At 67.3% G+C, this 15,548-nt stretch carries 16 protein-coding genes; 14 read left to right on the forward strand and 2 right to left on the reverse strand.

What is annotated here, in order from left to right:
- Positions 1–5: 5 nt before the first annotated feature.
- From sufD to ACN9M6_RS08785, 8 genes are read left to right on the forward strand one after another with little or no spacing between them, the layout of a single operon-like run.
- Positions 6–1,328 carry a Fe-S cluster assembly protein SufD gene (gene sufD / locus ACN9M6_RS08750; protein WP_419162546.1) on the forward strand — a complete coding sequence of 441 codons (1,323 nt, stop codon included), beginning with the start codon at positions 6–8 and terminating at the stop codon, positions 1,326–1,328.
- Positions 1,325–1,636, forward strand: coding sequence for a Rieske (2Fe-2S) protein (locus ACN9M6_RS08755; protein ID WP_419162547.1), 312 nt, complete (start codon positions 1,325–1,327; stop codon positions 1,634–1,636). Before sufD ends, ACN9M6_RS08755 begins: the two co-directional genes overlap by 4 nt.
- 28 nt (positions 1,637–1,664) lie before the next feature.
- Positions 1,665–2,987, forward strand: a complete 1,323-nt coding sequence (locus ACN9M6_RS08760) for a cysteine desulfurase (RefSeq protein WP_419162548.1) — start codon at positions 1,665–1,667, stop codon at positions 2,985–2,987.
- A 4-nt stretch (positions 2,988–2,991) separates the two neighbouring features.
- Complete coding sequence (sufU, locus tag ACN9M6_RS08765; protein WP_419162549.1) at positions 2,992–3,489, forward strand: Fe-S cluster assembly sulfur transfer protein SufU; 498 nt, start codon at positions 2,992–2,994, stop codon at positions 3,487–3,489.
- Positions 3,458–4,468: a ribosome small subunit-dependent GTPase A gene (gene rsgA, locus ACN9M6_RS08770; protein ID WP_419162550.1), complete on the forward strand. Its 1,011-nt coding sequence runs from the start codon at positions 3,458–3,460 to the stop codon at positions 4,466–4,468. The genes sufU and rsgA overlap by 32 nt, the downstream gene beginning before the upstream one ends.
- Positions 4,465–5,061, forward strand: a complete 597-nt coding sequence (locus ACN9M6_RS08775; RefSeq protein WP_419162551.1) for an NUDIX hydrolase — start codon at positions 4,465–4,467, stop codon at positions 5,059–5,061. The genes rsgA and ACN9M6_RS08775 overlap by 4 nt, the downstream gene beginning before the upstream one ends.
- A complete protein-coding gene (locus ACN9M6_RS08780) occupies positions 5,058–5,252 on the forward strand; it encodes a hypothetical protein (protein WP_419162552.1) in 195 nt (64 codons plus the stop codon). Before ACN9M6_RS08775 ends, ACN9M6_RS08780 begins: the two co-directional genes overlap by 4 nt.
- Positions 5,253–5,525 carry an OsmC family protein gene (locus ACN9M6_RS08785; protein ID WP_419163731.1) on the forward strand — a complete coding sequence of 91 codons (273 nt, stop codon included), beginning with the start codon at positions 5,253–5,255 and terminating at the stop codon, positions 5,523–5,525.
- Between the two features lie 16 nt (positions 5,526–5,541).
- Here ACN9M6_RS08785 and ACN9M6_RS08790 read toward each other — a convergent pair whose 3' ends face one another.
- Both ACN9M6_RS08790 and ACN9M6_RS08795 read right to left on the reverse strand, forming a co-directional pair.
- Positions 5,542–6,915, reverse strand: coding sequence for a dipeptidase (locus ACN9M6_RS08790; RefSeq protein WP_419162553.1), 1,374 nt, complete (start codon positions 6,913–6,915; stop codon positions 5,542–5,544).
- Positions 6,916–7,001: 86 nt separating this feature from the next.
- Positions 7,002–8,141, reverse strand: a complete 1,140-nt coding sequence (locus ACN9M6_RS08795) for a diaminopropionate ammonia-lyase (protein WP_419162554.1) — start codon at positions 8,139–8,141, stop codon at positions 7,002–7,004.
- A gap of 102 nt (positions 8,142–8,243) precedes the next feature.
- On the opposite strand from ACN9M6_RS08795, the gene ACN9M6_RS08800 reads away from it, so the two are divergent.
- The 6 genes from ACN9M6_RS08800 to ACN9M6_RS08825 all read left to right on the forward strand — a co-directional run bounded on the left by ACN9M6_RS08800 (position 8,244) and on the right by ACN9M6_RS08825 (position 15,527).
- The gene (locus ACN9M6_RS08800) at positions 8,244–8,618 is read left to right on the forward strand and encodes a VOC family protein (RefSeq protein ID WP_419163732.1); all 375 of its coding nucleotides are present in this window, start codon (positions 8,244–8,246) and stop codon (positions 8,616–8,618) included.
- Between the two features lie 118 nt (positions 8,619–8,736).
- Entirely contained in the window at positions 8,737–10,020 is a 1,284-nt protein-coding gene (locus ACN9M6_RS08805) for a hypothetical protein (RefSeq protein ID WP_419162555.1), read from the forward strand.
- Between the two features lie 77 nt (positions 10,021–10,097).
- On the forward strand, positions 10,098–11,588 hold the full coding sequence (locus tag ACN9M6_RS08810; protein WP_419162556.1) for an amidohydrolase: 1,491 nt from the start codon (positions 10,098–10,100) through the stop codon (positions 11,586–11,588).
- Between the two features lie 60 nt (positions 11,589–11,648).
- Positions 11,649–12,275 (forward strand): DUF1295 domain-containing protein, encoded by a 627-nt coding sequence (locus ACN9M6_RS08815; protein ID WP_419162557.1) that lies wholly within the window; start codon positions 11,649–11,651, stop codon positions 12,273–12,275.
- Between the two features lie 140 nt (positions 12,276–12,415).
- Entirely contained in the window at positions 12,416–12,823 is a 408-nt protein-coding gene (locus ACN9M6_RS08820) for a hypothetical protein (protein ID WP_419162558.1), read from the forward strand.
- A gap of 136 nt (positions 12,824–12,959) precedes the next feature.
- Positions 12,960–15,527, forward strand: a complete 2,568-nt coding sequence (locus tag ACN9M6_RS08825; RefSeq protein WP_419162559.1) for a DPP IV N-terminal domain-containing protein — start codon at positions 12,960–12,962, stop codon at positions 15,525–15,527.
- Positions 15,528–15,548: the final 21 nt, after the last annotated feature.

Here is a 15,548-nt window from a genome sequence, read left to right on the forward strand (position 1 = left end):
CTACGATGACGGCCGGGCCGGCCGAGGCGACGCTGGCCGAGGCGGATTTCAGGACGCTTTCCGGCGGGCTCTCCGAGCCGGCCGCGATCGCGGGTGCGCGCGCGGATGCATGGGAGCGCTTCGTCGCCCTGCCGTGGCCGACCCGAAAGTCCGAAGAATGGCGTTACACCGACCTGTCGAAGATCGGTTTCGACGCGCTCACGCCGGTGACACCGGCGACGGCGCCGTCCGAAGGGCTCCCGGCGGATGTACGCGAAGTGCTCGGCCAGTCCGGGGACCGCGCTGGTGTGGTCGTACTCCGCGACGGGCGGGTCGCGCACCTCGAGCTCGAGCCCGAAGCGGCCGAGGCCGGCGTGGTGCTGTGCTCGATCCGCGACGCGGCGGCGGAACATCCCGAGTTGCTGCAGCGGATGCTGCTCGAGGCAAAGCCGGGGCCGGCCGAAGAGAAGCTGTGGTCGCTGCACCTCGCTCTGCTCGGCGGCGGCTATCTTCTGTTCGTGCCGCGCGGCGTCGAGATGCCCGCGCCGGTGCATGCGTTCCACATCGTCGAACGGACCGGAACGCTCTCTTCCGCCCATTCGCTCGTGTACGCCGGGACGGGTGCCCGTGCCTCGCTGATTGACGAGTTCGTTTCTGATGACCTCGTCGAGGAGACGGTTTCGCTTCACGGGGCCACGGTCTCGGGCGAGGGCGGGGCCAACGTCGAGTATGTCGCGCTGCAGCGCTTCGGCCGGGGAGTAAAGCGGTTTTCGACGCAGCATGTGTTCGCGGGACGGGACTCGCGCGTTGTGACCTTCAACGTCGCCCTGGGGGGCGACCTTTCGAGGGCGGATGTGACGAGTCGACTCGCCGGCCCCGGGAGTGACAGCGAGATGCTGGCGCTCTGGTTTGGTGATTCCGGCCAGCACTTTGACCACCACACGCTGCAGCACCACGTGGCGCCGCACGCGCACAGCGACCTGTTGTTCAAGGGCGCTCTGACGGACGAGGCCTCGAGCGTGTTCCGGGGGCTGATCCGCGTCGACAAGGGGGCTCAGCTCACGGACGCCTATCAGACGAATCGAAACCTGCTGCTCAGCGAAGGATCTCATGCGTCGGCGCTGCCCAACCTCGAGATCGAGGCCGACGACGTCCGCTGCTCGCACGGGGCCACGATCGGACAGGTGGAAGACGGGCAACTCTTCTACCTCATGAGCCGCGGTCTGACGAGACGGCAGGCGGAGCGGCTGCTTGTATTCGGGTTTTTTGACGAGGTCCTGGCACGCCTGCCGATGGAGGGCGTGCGAGCACGCGTACGGGAAGCAATCGAGGAGAAGATCGGACTATGAGCCGGTTCGTCACCGTGGCCAGGCTGGAGGACGTAGGGGAAAACAACACGAAGGGCGTGATGATCGACGATCTGGCGATCGTCCTTGTAAACAGTGGCGGAGAGATCCACGCGCTCGAGAACCGCTGCTCGCACGAAGAGTTCCCGCTCTCGGAGGGCGAGGTCGCCGCTGGCGAGATCACGTGTACGCTGCACGGGGCCCGGTTCGACCTCGCAACCGGGGCAGCCCGCGCCCTGCCTGCGATCATGGCTGTTCGGACGTTCAACGTGCGGCTGGACGGCGACGAGATCCAGGTCGACGTCGGCTGAACGGGAGCGCGCACGCGATCGAGGCCCGATGACGGAACCCAACCAGGTGGCCGGCGTGCTTGCACCCGACGGACGCGCTGTGCTGCCCGACGGCGACCGGGCGGCACCGGGCCCGCAAGAGTCCCCCTGGGACATCGAGGCGATACGGGCCCAGTTCCCGATCCTGTCCCGGGAGGTGCACGGCCGCCCGCTCGTCTACCTGGATAACGCGGCCAGTTCGCAGCAGCCGCACCGCGTGCTGAGTCGCGTGGAACGATATCTGCGCGAGCAACACGCCAACGTCCACCGGGGCGCACACCAGCTCAGCGCCGAAGCGACCGAGGCATACGAGGACGCGCGCCGCGCCGTGGCCGCGCACGTGGGCGCGACGAACCCGGCGGAGATCGTGTTCACCCGAGGCACGACGGAGGCGGTGAACCTGGTCGCGTCGAGCTGGGGAGGCGCCTTCGTCAGCCCGGGCGATGAGATCCTCCTCACGAAGATGGAGCACCACTCGAACCTCGTCCCGTGGCAGCTGCTTGCGGGGAGAACCGGGTGTGTACTTCGCTTCGTCGACGTGACGCCGGAGGGTACGCTCGACCTCGAGGACTTCGACCGGCTCCTCGCCCGCCAGCCCCGTCTCGTCGCGTTCACTCACGTTTCCAACAGCCTGGGCACCATCAATCCGGTGCGGGAGATCGTGGCCCGGGCGCACGCCGCCGGGGCGCTGACTCTCGTCGATGGGGCGCAGGCCGCGCCGCATCTCCTCTCCGATGTGAGCCGGATCGGATGCGACTTCTACGCCTTCAGCGGGCACAAGATGTGCGGGCCCACGGGCGTCGGGGCGTTGTGGGCCAGGCGGGAACTGCTCGAGGAGATGCCCCCCTACCAGGGCGGCGGCGAGATGATCTCGGAAGTGAGGCTGGAGGGATCTTCCTGGGCGAAGCCGCCGCACAAGTTCGAGGCGGGAACACCGAACATCTCGGGTGTCGTGGGGTTCGGCGAGGCCGCACGTTTCCTCGCGGAACTCGGCGCCGAGGCGATCGAGTCGCACGAGGCCGCGTTGAAGCGGTACGCGCTCGAACGGCTGGGCGACATCGACGGGCTCCGGCTCTACGGACCCCGGCAAGAGCGCACGTCGGTGTTTTCCTTCACGTACGGAGACGTGCACCCTCACGACCTCTCCACGATCCTCGACCAGTGGGGCATCGCCATCCGGGCGGGACATCATTGCAATCAGCCGCTGATGGGCCACTACGGGATCAGCGGCACGGCCCGGGCGAGCTTCTACCTCTACAACTCGACCGACGAAATCGACGCGCTGTGCGACGGGCTCGCCTTGGCGGCCGAAGTCTTTGGCGGAATCTCCTGAGCCCATGACCGAACCCCCACGCAAGGCGCCCGGGGCCATCGACCGGGAGATCCCCTCGTCGCTCAACCAGCTGTATCAGGAAGTGATCCTCGATCATTACCGAAAGCCTCGAAACAAGGGGCGGCTGGACGACGCCACGCACGCGATCACGATGAACAACCCCCTGTGTGGAGACGTGATCGAACTCATGCTGCGTGTGGAGGGGGGGAGCATCGCGGACGCCCGTTTTCTCGGTCGCGGCTGTTCGATCAGCCAGGCGTCGGCTTCGATGTTGACCGGACGTGTGCGCGGGAAGTCGCTGGACGCGGCGCTGGAACTCGCCGGAAAGTTCACACAGCTCCTGCACGGAGAAAGTGCCATGCTGGCGGACGACGACCTGGGCGATCTGCGCACGCTGGCGGGGGTCTCCAAGTTCCCGGTGCGAATCAGGTGCGCTCTTTTGGGATGGAACTGTCTCGAGGAACTGACGGATGGAGCCAGTCCGGACGGCGGTCCCGGGTGATTTCGGCGCTCCGGGACGGAGCCCGCGGTTCGACGTGAACCCGGGCGGCGCTTCTGCCTCCTCGTCCCTGGGGCGCGTGCTGCGGATCGCGGCCGGCGTCTACCACGTGGACGACTCGACCGCCATCATCCAGGCGTCGCTTCGCGGGCGCGTGAAGCGGACCGACTCGCGGATCGTCTCCGTCGGCGACCTCGTGGAACTCGAACGTGTCGGCGAGGAGATGCGGATCGTACGTCTCGGACCGCGGCACAGCGCGCTCGCCCGCCACGGCGTCTCCAAGCGGCGGGAGCAGGTGATCGTTGCGAACGTGGATCAGGTCGCCGTCGTGGTCGCCGTGGCGGCTCCCACGCCCGATTTTCTCATGGTCGACCGACTGCTCGCCCTGGCGGCGTTGAGCGAGATCGAAGCCTTCCTCATCGTGAACAAGATGGATCTCGCGGCGCCGGCTCCCGTCCGCGAGGCTGGTGGCGAACCGGCCGGGGATGACCTGAATCAGTACGCGAGGCTGGGGGTGGAGACGATGTGGACGAGCGCCGAGTCGGCCGAGGGACTGGAGGCCCTCGCAAGGCGGCTCGCGGGCAGCGTCACGGTGCTGAGCGGCCAGTCGGGCGTCGGCAAGTCGAGCCTGCTGAACGTGCTTGTCCCAGGGCTCGATCTGCGGGTGGGGGAGATCAGCGAGCGGCGCGGACGCGGGCGGCATACCACGGTGGCGTCGGCGCTGTATCGCTACCCCTACGGTGGCTACGTGGCCGACACGCCGGGCTTGCAGTACCTGGCGTTGTGGGACCTCGACCCCGCGGAGCTGCAGCGCGGCTTCGTGGAGATCGCCGCGGCCAGCGAGGGCTGTCGCTTCGCGGACTGCCGCCACCGCGTGGAGCCGAACTGCGCGGTCGTCGGGGCCGTGGAGCGCGGGACGATCGGCCGGCGGCGGCTGGAGAGTTACCTGCGGCTGCTGGACGAAGCGGAGAAGGGGCGATGAACCCGCCCTGGAAGGCAGACCGGGTCGCGCGTCGGCTGGCCGCGGCGGGCCACACACTGGTCTCGCCCGAAGCCGCGGACCGCCATGCCGCCGTGACGCTCATCATCCGTCCGCGCCGGGGCGATCTCGAGTTGCTTTTCGTCCGGCGCGCCAAGGTACCGGGCGACCCGTGGTCGGGCCACATGGCCCTGCCCGGTGGACATCGCGATGGGGCCGATGCAGACCTGCTGGAGACGGCGCGACGCGAGACCCGGGAGGAAGTCGGGCTCGATCTGCCCCGCCGTGCCTTCCTGGGGCGGCTCGATGACCTTCATCCCGTGACGCGGCGGATCCCGTCGATTCTGATCTCGCCCTTCGTCGCCTGGCACGACCGCGATATTGGGGTGGCGACGAACGATGAGGTCCAGTATCACGTCTGGGTCCCGCTGGGCGCGCTCCGCGATCCCGCGCGACGCTCGGAGGTACGCTTCGCGGATGGTGGCCGCGAGCGTATGTATCCCTCCATCTTGTTCGAGGGCGACACTATCTGGGGGCTCACGCACCGGGTCGTCATGAACTTCCTCGACATCCTCACGGAGAGAGTCAACCGATGAACGACGTGCTCTATTGCTCGCGGGTAAGGATCGTCCGGGAGAAGGGTCCCTACCGCACGGCGCACCTTCCAGCCACGGACGCGCCGGTCGATTTCGGCGTCCACTCGGCGATCGCCGAGCACTATGGGGTGAGCCCCGGCCGGGACGTCGCGACCACGCTCGATTACGTCATCGCCGCGACAGGCGGCTGACTGACCGGAACCTTCGGGGCCGCGCTGGAAGCGCGTGGTGTAAAGGCGGATGAGGGGCGGTTGGTGGCGGAGGTCGAAGGTGATGTCGAGACCGATGACGGCGTGCTCGTCATCCGGCGGATCCGGACTCGATATCGTCTCCGGGCGGACGAGGCACACGGCGACGCGATTCGGCGCGCATTCGGCGCGCATCCGCCGAAGTGCCCGGTCTACCGAACGCTGTCCGGGTGCATCGACATCACGACGGAACTCGACATCGTGCCCCTCGGCTAGCTGAACCGAGCGACGATCAGGTCAGCTGGTCGGCGAGGCGGCCGTAGAGATCGGCGAGCGCCGCGATCCCCTTTCGGTAGACGCCGAGATCGATCCACTCGTCGGGCGCGTGCGCGTTGCACCCGGGGAGCGCGAAGCCGACGAGCAGCGCCGGAGCTCTGAAGGTCTCCTCGAATTCCTGGACGATCGGGATCGACCCCCCCTCGCGCACGAATGCGGGCGGCGTGCCGAAGCCCGACTCCAGCGCGGCTGACGCGGCGTTGAAGATCGGGTGTTCGGTGTGGGCGATCCACGGCGCGCCTCCGTGGGAGCGCTTGATCTCCACCGTTACGCCTTCCGGAGCCAGTTCGTGCACGCGCGCCTCGAAGGCCTCGATGACCTGCGCCGGGTCCTGATCCGGAACGAGGCGCATCGAGACCTTCGCCATGGCCCTCGAGGGCAACACGGTCTTGGAACCCTCGCCCGTGAAGCCGCTCAGGAGCCCGTTCACGTCCAGTGTCGGGCGATACCACAGTCGCTCCAGGGCCGAGAAACCGGCCTCCCCGCCCAGTGCGGACGCTCCGACGCCCTCGCGTAGCGTCTCCTCATCCATCGGCAGGCGTTCGAGGTCGGCGCGCTCGCGGGCGCTGATGGGCCGGACCGCGTCGTAGAACCCCGGCACGGTCGCCCGCCCCCGGTCATCCCGGAGGCCGGCGATGATCGCGGCCAGAGCGTTGGCGGGGTTCACGACCGCCCCACCGTAGCTGCCGGAGTGCAGATCCGAGGTGGGCCCGAAGACGTTGATCTCGGTGTAGACAATCCCGCGGAGGCCCGTCGTGATACACGGCAACTCGGGCGAGAACATCGCGGTATCGCTGATGAGGATGGCGTCGCAGGCCAGGCGCTCGGCGTGTTCGTGGAGGAAGGCGGCGAGATGGCGGCTGCCTACTTCCTCTTCGCCTTCGATCACGAGCTTGAGATTGACGGGTACGCCGGCTCCGGTCTCGAGTCTGGTCTCCAGCGCCTTGATGTGCATGTGGACCTGCCCCTTGTCGTCCACGGCGCCTCGGGCGTAGAGGCGGCCATCCCGCACGGCCGGCTCGAACGGCGGACTCGACCACAACTCGTCGGGCTCCGATGGCTGCACGTCGTAGTGCCCGTACACGAGCACGGTCGGAGCGTCTTCGGAGCGCATCCGTTCGCCCACGACGATGGGGTGTCCCGCCGTCTCGATGACTTCGGCGCCGGGGATGCCCGCCGCCCCGAGGTGTTCGGCAACCCATTTCGCGCAGGCCCGCACGTCGCCGGCACGCTCGGGGTCGGTGCTGATGCTGGGGATGCGCAGGAACGTCTCCAGTTCGTCGTGAAAGCGAGACAGCTCGCGGTCGATGTAGGCGGAGAAATCGGACATGGCTCTGGTCGGGTTGTGGGGTTCGCGGGGGGCTGGGGGAGCGGCCGTGATCGACTATAGGGGCGTGGCGGCCCGCGGCAAACGGCTCAGCCGAAATGGGTCTCGGTGATCAGAGCGCCGACCCGGGCCGAGGCGTCCAGCCCCAGGAGGCGTCGGAGCCCCGGGAGGCCGGCCAGCGCCAGCAGCGCCCCGATGCCGGCCGCGCCGGACGGACCCGCGACGATGTGGGCGCCAAGTCGTCCGGATTCGAGTGCCTCGGCGCCGGCGACCCACACGGCCTCGGGGAGCGCGAGCGCGCCGTCGAGCAGTGGTTCGAGGAACTCCCAGGCGATGGTCGAAGCCACGCCGGCGGCGAGGCCGCCCATCGCGGTGTCGAAGGGTGGTTCGGCCACGCTCACCCGACCGAGACGCAGGCTGCGCCCGAAGCAGTCCGCCCGCCACGGCTCCACGGCCACGAAGCGCGGCCTCCGATCGCCGCAGACCCGCGCGAAATGGCCGCACACGCCGGTCGCCAGGCCGCCCACGCCCGCCTGCACAAACAGGTGCGTGAGCGGCGCGGACCCGGCGGACGCAAGCGCTTCCAGCATCTCCGCCGCGAGGAGCGTGTAGCCCGCCATTATGCGCCGGGGGGTCTCCTCGTATCCCTCGTACGCGGTGTCGGAGACGACGAGCCAGCCGTTCCGGGCGGCTTCACGGTCGGTGTGCGCGACGACCCCGTCGTACGCGCCGGGCACTCGGACGACCTTGGCCCCGTGTGACTCGATCGCCCGCGCGCGCGCCGCAATGGCGTCCTCGGGAAGAAAGACGACGCAACGGCAGCCGAACTCGGCGCTCCCCCAGGCCACGGACCGCCCGTGGTTGCCGGCCGACGCGGTCGTGACCGTGATCCCGGCCCCCACCGTATGCCCCCGTCGGAGCTCTGCCGCCGTGGGTCGCGCACCGGTCTTCCGTTCGATCTCGTCCTGAAGCGCACTCAGCACGGCGAACGCGCCACCGAGCGACTTGAACGAGCCGAGGCCGAAGCGGGACGACTCGTCCTTGACCCAGACGGCTTCAACGCCCAGCAACGCCGCGAGCCCCGGCAGTGCCACGGTTGCGGTCGCCTCGTACCCGCGCCAGCTCCGGATCACACTTCTTGCCGCCGCCGCCTCGTCGGGATCCAGGATTCCCTCTCTGGGGGCGCCTCGAAGCTCCGGGGAGCGCAGCGAAAGGCGGAGGGCCGTCATCGGTGGATCGGGTTGGCTTGAGCGTGCGGGTTGGCGCAGCGGTCCCGGGGCATCAGTTTCCCGGCGGCCGTTGCCCCCGTGCATTCAACTCGGAGCGATTCCCTGGATCTCGGCATCTTTTCAGTCAGTCTCACCGTAAAGGACCTCGCCGCTTCGAAGGCTTTCTATGAGAAGCTCGGTTTTGAGCAGACAGGTGGCGACTTCGAGGCAAACTATCTGATCATGAAGAATGGTGAGACCGTGGTCGGCCTCTTCCACGGGATGTTCGAAAAAAACATCCTCACCTTCAACCCGGGGCTCACGCTCGAAGGCAAGCAGATGGACTCCTTCACGGATGTCCGGGACATCGAGCGCGCGCTCCGCGATCGTGGGGTGAAGATCACTCACGGCACCGCAGAAGCGGGTGAATCCGGGCCCGCGCACATCGTCCTCGAGGATCCGGACGGCAATCCGATCCTCATCGACCAGTTCTTCTAGCCGTCTGACAGGACCACCTCGAGTGAGATCCTCTCTCCATATGACCCGGCGGTCGTTTCGCGCCCCCCCGGGAACGTCGTGGGGCCGTGCCCGGTTAGGGACGAGACCGATCGCGGGCATGTTACGTAGCGTCGCGGCCGTGGCTTGTCTCGTTGCCGCGGCTTGCCTGGTCGCGGTCCCTCTGGAAGGGCAGGAGGCGACGCCCGCGACCGGTAACGGCGCCCTTCGCGTCTTCTTCGACTGCGAGGGCGGTCGTGGCACATGCGACTTCGACTTCTACCGGCGCGAGATCCCGTATGTGAACTACACGCGGGACCGCGAGGACGCCCAGGTCCACGTCTTGATGACCTCCGAGGGGACGGGAAGCGGTGGCCAGCGCTTTACGCTCGACTTCATCGGGCGGGAAGAGTTCGTCGAGATCACGGAGCGACTGGAGGTCGTCACCCGCGCCAACCTCGCGGTGGAGCAGCGGCTGACGGATGTGGCGCGCACGCTCGAACTGGGCCTGCTGCGCTACATCGCCCGCACCGACCAGGCCGCCAGCATCGATGTCCACTACGACGGAGAGGAGCACGGCGAGATCGCCGCGAGGCCCGAGGACGACCCGTGGAACTTCTGGACCTTCCGGCTCCGGGGAGATGCCGAGCTCGACGTGGACGAGCGCACCGAGTCGTACGAGCTCTCGGGGGAGTTCTCGGCCGATCGTGTCACGGACGCACTCAAGCTGGAGTTCTCCATCGGGGGGAGCTACAACGAGCGCGTCTTCGAGACCACGGACACCACATCCGTTACGAGCGTCCGCGAGAGCTACGATGCGGAGGGGCTCAGCGTGTGGAGCCTGTCGGATCACTGGTCCGTGGGGGCCGCGTACGAGGCGGGACACTCCAGCTTCGAGAACGAAGACCTGCAGGTCCGGGTGGGACCAGCCCTGGAGTACAACATCTTCCCGTACTCGGAGTCGACCCGGAGGCAGTTCAACTTCCTTTACACCGTCGGGGTCCGATACAACGACTACATCGAGCAGACGGTGTTCCTCAAGGACGCCGAGACGCTCCCGCACCACCGCTTCAGCGTCCGCCTCAGCGTGCGCCAGCCCTGGGGCGAGTCGTATGGATTCCTCACGTTTTCCCAGTTCCTCCACGATCCGTCGAAGAACCGCTTCACCGCCTTCGTCGGGGCCGATTTCAGGATCTTCCGCGGCCTGTCGCTCAGCCTGAACGCGAACTACTCGCGCATTCGGGATCAGCTCAACGTGCCCGCCGGCGACGCCACGGCGGAGGAGGTCCTGCTCCGCCAGCGAGTCCTCCAGAGCGGGTTCCGCTATGGCGTGTCCGTGGGATTCTCCTACAGGTTCGGGTCGATTTATTCCAACGTCGTCAACCCCCGGCTGGACCGGTTCTAACCGCGGCTCGCCCGCATGGCCCGGACCGCATGTCGGCCCGGAGTTGACGGGAAACCCCCACGCACGAGGCTCCCGTCATGAACAGGATATTCGTCCCGACGGCCATCACGGTCGTGACCGGCATCGCGACGGGGATGCTCTTCGCCAGCCCCATTCGGCTGGTATCCCAGACGCCGACGTCGCTCATGGAGGGGGCGTCGGCCGCCGAGATGGCCGCCCTCGAAGCGCTTGACGACCTGGCGGGTGAGATCCGCGACATGTCGATGACGCTGTGGGAATTCTCGGAGACCGCCCTCCTCGAGCATCGTTCGGCTGAGTATCTGGCGGGGCTGCTGGAGGCGGAGGGCTTCGAAGTGGAGACTGGCGTCGCGGGCATGCCCACCGCTTTCACGGCGACCTTCCGCCACGGAAGCGGGGGGCCGGTGCTCGGGGTGCTGGCCGAATACGACGCGCTCCCGGGCGTCGGGAATGAGCCAGTGCCCCACCGGGCGGCCCGCGCGGACGGGGTCACGAGCGGTCAGGGCTGCGGCCACAACCTGTTCGGCGCGGGTTCGGTCGGCGCCGCGATCGCCATCAAGCGAGCCATGGAGGAGCGGGACATCGCGGGTGAAGTTCGGCTGTTCGGCACTCCCGCCGAGGAGACGGTCGTCGGCAAGGTGTACATGGCCAACGCCGGGGTGTTCGATGGCGTGGATGCGACGCTCGTGTGGCACCCGGAGACCGCGACGCGGGTCACGAACGCCTCGACCCAGGCGATGAACAATTTCACGGTTGAGTTTCGCGGCCAGGCGGCGCATTCGGCAGCGGACCCCTGGAACGGACGCAGCGCCCTGGACGCCGTGGAGATGATGAACTACGGCGCGAACCTGATGCGCGAGCACGTCCAGCCCTCCACGCGCATCCACTACGTGATCCCGAATGCGGGGGAGGCGCCGAACGTAGTGCCCGAATACGCGAAGGTCTGGTACTACGTGCGCGACACGCTGCGCGCGAACGTCGAGGAGTACTACGAGTGGCTTCTCGACATCGCCGACGCGGCTGCGCAGGCGACCCGCACCGAGCACGAGGTCTCGCTCACCACGGGCGTGCACGCGCTGTTACTCAATCGTCCGCTGCAGGAGGCGATGCAGGCGAACCTCGAAGCGGTCGGAGGGCCCAGCTTTCCGGAGGCGTTCCAGGCCTGGGGTCGCGAGATGCAGACGAGCCTCGACATCGACCCCGTGGGTCTGGATGTCGACGTGAAACCGCTTGCGTATGGGGCCACGCCGGCCCAGGGCGGTTCGACCGATGTGGCGGAAGTGAGCTGGCTCACACCGACGGTACAGCTCGAAGTCACGTCGGCCCCGAAGGGCGTCCCCTGGCACTCGTGGGCCACGAGCGCCTCGCACGGAACCGAGTGGGCGGCAGCAGCGGCCGATGTGGCGGCGCGTGTCCTCGCGATGACAGGCATGGACCTGCTTACTGACCCCGACCTTCTTGAAGCCGCGAAGGCGGCGCACCGCGAAGCTACCGCCGGCCGACCCTGGCGCGCCGCGATTCCGAGGGACCAGAAGCCTCCGGTGCCGTGAGCCCTGTGCTCGGTTTCTTCGCGCCCTGGCTGCTCTGTGCGGGTATCCTCGGGGTGCACCTTGCGTTTCCGGCGCGGGAAATCGCGGGCTACGCGCTGGACGAGCTCGGCGCGCCGCTGCGCTACCGACTACCTGGTCTTCGAACACATCCACCTCTACACCTACGACCTCTTCGCCGAGCGCGTGGGGATCAAGCTCGTCTGGGGATGCCTGGCCTGGTACGCATACTTCTACTGCGTGGGGCTCTGGTTCGTGGCGGATCTGCCGAATCCCGGGGCGCCCGCATGGCTCCTCGTCCTGTCCGCCGGGATCTTCGTCGCCGGCTGGGTCCTCTCCCGCGGTGCGAACATGCAGAAGCACGCCTTCAAGCGTGATCCGGGCCGCCCGTTCCTGGGCCGGTTCCTGCCGACTGCAATCTCCGATGGCGAACACACCCTCCTGTGCGGCGGTTTCTGGGGCGTCTCGCGACACGTCAACTACCTGGGCGAGATTCTGATGGCGGGCGGTCTCACTCTTTCTCTGGGCCGGCCGTCGGAGTTCGGCCCCTGGCTGTATCCGATCTATTACGTGGTCATTCTGAGCCTGCGCGAGCGTGATGACGACCGGCGTTGCGCCGCGAAATACGGGGCACTCTGGCTGCGCTACCGCGAGAGAGTGCCGTGGCAAATCGTGCCGAGAGTCTACTGACACGCGCCTCCTGTGTCTTGCCGGCTTCGCGTGGCGGTTCCTATGCTTCAACCCGGCGGCGTCGCCTTTCGAGCGTCCGCTTGAGTGGGGACGGGGCGTGTCAGGGGGACCTTCACCACCTTCAGGCGGGAGGTAACGCCATGAACACGAAGTGCCTCATCGCAACAGTCGCCGGTGCCGTCGTGCTATTCGTAGCCAACTACGTGGTGTACGATCTGCTTCTGGGCGGCTTCTTCGAAGCCAACAGCGGCACCGCCACCGGGGTCATGAAGGAGGCGCCCCAATTCCTCTGGATTGTCGTCGGCCAGCTCGCCATGGGAGGCCTCCTGGCCACCGTGCTGGGCTGGAAGGACGCGACCAACATGAACGACGGGGCCCGGGCCGGTGCAACGCTCGGCGCGCTCCTCTCGGTCGCGTACGGTTTCACGATGCTGGGGACGATGAACGTCTCGACGCTGACGTCGTCGGTCGTCGATATCGTCGTTGCAGCGGTCGTCATGGGCCTCGCCGGCGCAGTCGTCGGCATGATGCTCGGACGCGGCGACTAGCCGTCAGGTTCCAGCCGGCGGGTCCGCCTCGTGCCCGCCGGCTGCGGCCACCTGGACAGGTGGATGTGACTCCCTCCACGTTCTCCGACGTTCTCTCGTCCTTCATTTCGCTTCACCATAACTACCGAGTCTTGCCATGAACTCCGCACAGCGCGTCGGTCTCCGCTCGTTCTTCCCGCTCGCCGTCCTGACTCTCCTCGCGGCGCCGCTCGCCGCGCAGGAAGCCGCTGATGGCCCGGCGAACTACCGTCTCGCGGCGCGCTTCGCGCCCTACAGGATCGATGAACTCATCTACTCCACCTCGGTCGATCCGCAGTGGATCGAGGGCTCGGAATCGTTCTGGTACGAGTGGGAGACCTCCGACGGGTCCTTCTACAACATCGTCGATCCGGTGGCCGGGACGAAGCGCCAGATCTTCGACAACGACCGGATCGCCGCCGAGCTGACCCGCATCACGCGCGACCCGTGGGACGGACAGCACCTCCCGATCCGCGCGATCAAGTTCATCGACGCCAACACGCTCCAGTTCGAGGTCGAATCCTCCCAGGATGAAGAAGAAGAGGAGACCGAATCGGAGATGGAGGAGCTCGACCAGGAGGAGGAAGAGGGCGAAGAGCAGGGACAGCGGGCCCGGAAGAAGGTGTTCCACTTCGAGTACGATGTGAACATGCGCACGCTGCGCGAAATGGAGGATTGGGAAGCGCCCGACAATCACCCGTCCTGGGCCAGCGTGTCACCCGACGGCCAGACGGTGATCTTCGCCCGCCACCACAACCTCTACATGATGAGCGGGGACGACTATCAGCAGTTCCTCGAGGCTCGCCGCGGGAAGAGCGGGGACGAAGCGGACGAGGCGGAGGAGGAACTCGATGTCGACGAGACTCAACTCACGACCGATGGCGAGGAGCACTACAGCTACGCGGTGTTCGAGCGAGGCGATACCGACATCGAGCGGAAGGAGAACGCCGACGAGCGCAAGCGGGTGTCGATCTCATGGTCCCATGACTCGCGCCGCTTTTCGCTTATCCGGCGGGACCGGCGGGAAGTAGGGGATCTGTGGGTCATCCACATGGTCGGCAACAAGCGGCCCGAGCTCGAGTCCTACAAATACGACATGCCCGGCGAGGCGGACGTGAGCCAGCCCCAAGTCCTCATCTACGATCTTCAGGATCGGGAGATGGTCGAGGTCACGATGCCGGAGGAATGGAAGGATCACCGGCTCTCCCAGACGTCGGCGCGGCAGTTCCGCTATCCCGACAGCGAGGAGCCGTTCCGGGCGCTGTGGCTCTCGCCGAACTCGGACGAACTTCACTTCGTGAGGCAGAGCCGCGACCAGCACGGCGTGGACGTGATGGTCGCGGACGCCGCGACGGGCGAATCGCGGGTGCTCTTCGAGGAGCGGCTCAACACCTATGTGGAGTTCCAGCGGCTCGAACTCCTGGAATCCGGCGACATGCTCTGGTGGTCGGAGCGGGACGGCTGGGCCCACCTGTACCGCTTCGGGCCGGACGGCTCGCTGCGCAACCGCCTCACCGAGGGCCCGTGGTCGGTCCGCCGGGTCGTCGGGATCGATGAGTCGGCCGGCGTGGTTTACTTCCAGGCGAACGCCCGTGAGGCGGGCGAGGATCCGTACTACCAGCACCTGTACCGCGTGAACCTGAACGGCTCCGGGCTGACCTTGCTGAACCCGGGAGATCTCGACCACCGGGCCGAGATGGGCGAGTCGAACCGTTTCTTCGTGAACAACCATTCGCGGGTCGAGGCGACGCCGGCGGCGGCGCTCCACGCGTCGACCGGCCGCAGGATCATGGATCTGGAGACGGCCGATTTCTCGAAGCTGGAGGAAGCGGGGTACGGGTTTCCCGAGCCCTACACGGTGAAGGCGGACGACGGAGTCACCGACCTGTACGGCGTCATGTACAAGCCGTTCGATTTCGATCCGACGAAGACGTATCCGGTCGTGGCCTACGTGTACCCCGGGCCGCAGACGGAGTCGGTCGCGAAGTCGTTCTCGACCGCGCGCTACGAGACGGCGCTGGCCCAGTTCGGGATGGTCGTGATCACGGTGGGGAACCGCGGCGGCCACCCGGCGCGCTCGAAGTGGTACCACAACTACGGGTACGGGAACCTCCGGGACTACGGGCTCGCGGACAAGAAGGCCGCGATCGAGCAGCTCGCGGACCGGCACGACTTCATCGACATCGACCGGGTGGGGATCTACGGCCACTCCGGCGGTGGGTTCATGTCGACGGCCGCGATGCTCGTCTACCCCGATTTCTTCAAGGTCGCAGTGTCATCGTCGGGGAACCACAACAACGATGTCTACAACCAGAACTGGTCGGAGAAGCACCACGGCGTGCGCGAAGTGGTCGACGACAGCGGAAACGTGACGTTCGAGTACGAGATCGAGCGGAACTCGGACCTGGCCGCGAACCTGAAGGGGCACCTGATGCTCACGACCGGTGACATCGACAACAACGTCCATCACGCGGGGACGCACCGCATGGCCGAGGCGCTGGTCCGGGCCAACAAGCGCTTCGACTACTTCGTCTTCCCCGGGCAGCGGCACGGCTACGGGGACATGAGCGACTACTGGTTCTGGCTGCGCGCGGAGTACTTCGTCCGGCACCTCCTGAGGGACACACGGTGGAGCGCGGACATCACGCAGTTGAACGTGGAAAGGGAGCAGGCGGGCGGCCGCTGATCCGGCCGCCCGCCGCCCCCG

This window comes from Candidatus Palauibacter sp. (assembly GCF_965197445.1).
Taxonomy (GTDB): domain Bacteria; phylum Gemmatimonadota; class Gemmatimonadetes; order Palauibacterales; family Palauibacteraceae; genus Palauibacter.